The following is a 3,718-nucleotide window of genomic DNA, read 5'->3' as shown; positions in this document are numbered from 1 at the left end:
CCGCCTTCGGTCTGGCCTCGCTGGCCAAGGACGCCTTCGCGGTGATCTGGACCACCACGCCCTGGACCATCCCCGCCAACCAGGCGCTGAATCTCAACCCTGAGCTGAGCTACGCGCTGGTGGACACGCCCAAGGGCATCTACCTGGTGGCCGAGGCCCTGGTCGAGAAATGCCTGGCGCGCTGGAAGCTCGAAGGGCAGGTGCTGGCCACCACGCCGGGCAAGCAGCTCGCGATGCTGAAGTTCAAGCATCCCTTGGCCCATGTGGACGCCGGCTATGACCGCGAGAGCCCCGTCTACCTGGCCGACTACGCCACGGCCGAGGACGGCACCGGCGTCGTGCACTCGGCGCCGGCCTATGGCCTGGACGACTTCCAGAGCTGCGTCGCCCATGGCCTGTCCTTCGACGACATCCTGAATCCGGTGCAGGGCAACGGCGCCTATGCGGCCGATCTGCCGCTGTTCGGCGGCCAGCACATCTGGAAGGCCAATCCGGTGATCGCCCAGGCGCTGGAAGACGCCGGTCGCCTGCTCTCGCACACCAAGATCACGCACAGCTATCCGCACTGCTGGCGCCACAAGACGCCAGTGATCTACCGCGCCGCGGCACAGTGGTTCGTGCGCATGGACGAAGGCGTTGGCCTGTTCGCGCAGGAGAAGCCCGCCAAGACCCTGCGCCAGACCGCGCTGGACGCGATCGACGCCACCGGCTTCTATCCCGAGAATGGCCGCGCCCGCTTGCGCGACATGATCGCCAACCGGCCTGACTGGTGCATCTCGCGCCAGCGCAGCTGGGGCGTGCCGCTGCCGATCTTCCTGCACAAGGACACGGGCGAAGCCCATCCCGACACGCTGGCCTTCATCGAGCGCGCGGCGCAGCTGGTCGAGGCCGGCGGCATCGAGGCCTGGTCCAAGCTCGACCCGGCCGAGTGGCTGGGCAGCGAGGCCGCGAACTACAGCAAGGGCCAGGACATCCTGGACGTGTGGTTCGACTCCGGCTCCACCTTCCAGCATGTGCTGAAGGGCAGCCATGCCGGCGCCGCGCATGACAGCGGACCTGAGGCTGACCTCTATCTGGAGGGCCACGACCAGCACCGCGGCTGGTTCCACTCTTCGCTCCTGATCTCCTGCGCAATCAACGACCGCGCGCCCTACCGCGGCCTGCTGACGCATGGCTTCGTCGTCGATGGCCAGGGCCGCAAGATGAGCAAGTCGGTCGGCAATGTGGTGGCGCCGCAATCGGTCAGCGACAAGATGGGCGCCGAGATCCTGCGCCTGTGGACCGCCGCCACCGACTACTCGGGCGATCTGGGCATCGACGACAAGATCCTGGCCCGCGTGGTGGACGCCTACCGCCGCATCCGCAACACGCTGCGCTTCCTGCTGGCCAATGTCTCGGACTTCGATGCCAAGACCGACGCCGTGCCCTTCGATCAGCTGCTGGAAGTGGACCGCTACGCGCTGGCCCGCGCCGCCGAGCTGCAGGCCGAGATCCTGGCGCACTTCCAGCGCTATGAGTTCCATCCGGTGGTGGCCAAGCTGCAGGTCTATTGCTCGGAAGATCTGGGCGCCTTCTATCTGGACGTGCTGAAGGACCGCCTCTACACCACCGCGCCAAAGAGCCTGGCGCGCCGCTCGGCACAGACCTCGCTGTGGCAGATCACCCATGCAATGCTGCGCTGGATGGCGCCTTTCCTCAGCTTCACCGCCGAGGAAGCCTGGAAGGTGTTTGCCGGCGCCAAGGCCGGCGACAGCATCTTCACCGAGACCTTCTGGGCCTTCGAGACGCCGGATGCAACGCTGCTGGCCAAGTGGGCGCGAGTGCGCGAGATCCGCGAGGCGGTCAACAAGGCCATCGAGGATGTGCGCAGCACTGGCGCCGTGGGCGCCTCGCTGCAGGCCGAGGTGGTGCTGGGGGTCAACGCGGCCGATATGGCCCTGCTGCAAAGCCTGGGCGAGGACCTGCGCTTTGTGCTGATCACTTCGGCCGCCACGCTGGTCGCGGCCGATGATCTGACCATCAAGGTCAGCGCCTCCACGCATCAGAAGTGCGAGCGCTGCTGGCACTACCGCGAGGACGTCGGCGCCAACCCGGCGCATCCGACGATCTGCGGCCGTTGCGACAGCAATCTGCACGGCGGCGGCGAAACCCGTCACGTGGCCTGAGGACCGAAGCCATGGCCAAGTCCTCCTCTCCGCGCCTGATCCAGTGGCTGCTGATCGCCGCGCTGATCATCATTGCCGACCAGTTCACCAAGGTGCTGATCCTGGGCAGCTTCCAGTACGGCGACAGCCGCTACGTCACCAGCTTCTTCAACGTCGTGCGCGTGCACAACACCGGCGCAGCCTTCAGTTTCCTGGCCGGCGCCTCGGGCTGGCAGCGCTGGTTCTTCGTCGGCATTGGCGCCGTGGCCACGGTCTTCATCATCTGGATGTTGCGCCGTCATGGCCAACAGCTGCTGTTCGCCACCGCGCTGTCGCTGATCCTGGGCGGCGCCATCGGCAATGTGGTGGACCGCCTGCTGCACGGCTATGTGGTCGACTTCATCCAACTGCACTGGCGCGGCTGGTACTTCCCGTCGTTCAACGTCGCCGACAGCGCCATCAGCGTCGGCGCCGTGCTGCTGATCTGGGACGAGATCCGGCGCGTGCGCAAGAGCTGAGCGCTAAGGAAAGCCCGCTGTCGCTGCGCGCCAGACTGGCCTAGTCTGGTGGCATGAATGCCACCCACAGCGACCGGGGTGAAGAGCCCGGCATCGAAACGCCCGCAGCCATCCCTGAGTCCGCCGCCGACAAGCCGGAGGCCGCTCAGGAGCCCATCGCAGGTTTTGCGATCACGCTGCGTCCGCTGGGCTTTGCCGATCCGCTGCGCTGGCTGGCTGCCGGCTGGCGCGACTTCCTGCGCGCGCCCGGCATCGGCCTGTTCTATGGCCTGTGCTTCATGGCCATGGGCTGGGGGCTGCTGAAGGTCTACCAGAACGCGCCGGCCTACACCTTGGCTTTGTCGGCCGGCTTCCTGCTGATGGGGCCCTTCATGTGCCTGGGTCTGTACCAGGTCAGCATGCGGCTGGAGCGCGGCGAGAAGCCCGATCTGGGTGATTCGCTGACTGCCTGGGACACCCGAATGGGCCAGCTGGCCATCTTCGGCGCGGTGCTGCTGATCCTGGAGATGATCTGGGGCCGCGCCTCGCTGGTGGTGTTCGCCGTCAGCTTCGATGGCATGCCTGATTTCTCCGGCTCGCTGACCCAGTTGCTGGCGCCAGAGAACCTCGGCTTCATCGTCACCTATCTCTGCGTCGGTGCGGTGTTTGCCGGCCTGATCTATTCGATCAGCGTGGTCTCGATTCCCATGCTGCTGGACCGGCCGGTGGATGCGATCACCGCCGGGCTGACCAGCATGCGCCTGGTGCTGACGCAGACCGGCGTGATGCTGTTCTGGGGCTTTCTGATCACGCTGCTGGTGGTGCTGGCCCTGCTGCCCTGGTTTGCCGGCCTGGTGGTGGTTGGCCCGGTGCTGGGCCATGCCAGCTGGCATGCCTACCGGGCGGCCGTGGCCGATTGAGGCCCTTGGCCTGGCGTCTCATGGCCGCCGGGCCCCAACAAGTGCGCAAACGGCGCAAAAACTTCGGCTGTCACGCGGGAATGGGGGCCAGCCACGCGACAATCCGAGGCTGAGAGTTCGCGGCCCTGGTGCCGCCCCCAGCCTGCGCCCTTCCATG

General features: G+C 66.7%; 3 protein-coding genes. All 3 read left to right on the top strand.

The genetic code is table 11. The features are described from left to right. Window positions 1-2,165 (top strand): isoleucine--tRNA ligase (locus tag ACIQ67_RS20090; protein ID WP_397536146.1); only part of this gene is annotated, 2,165 nt, incomplete at its 5' end. A gap of 11 nt (window positions 2,166-2,176) precedes the next feature. Continuing rightward, complete coding sequence (gene lspA, locus ACIQ67_RS20085; protein WP_397536145.1) at window positions 2,177-2,662, top strand: signal peptidase II; 486 nt, start codon at window positions 2,177-2,179, stop codon at window positions 2,660-2,662. A gap of 53 nt (window positions 2,663-2,715) precedes the next feature. After that, entirely contained in the window at window positions 2,716-3,561 is an 846-nt protein-coding gene (locus tag ACIQ67_RS20080) for a DUF2189 domain-containing protein (RefSeq protein ID WP_397536144.1), read from the top strand. Window positions 3,562-3,718 lie beyond the last annotated feature (157 nt).

Source organism: Roseateles sp. (assembly GCF_044373315.1).
Lineage (GTDB): Bacteria > Pseudomonadota > Gammaproteobacteria > Burkholderiales > Burkholderiaceae_C > JACDQM01.
This window is presented reverse-complemented; position numbering and strand designations above follow the sequence as displayed.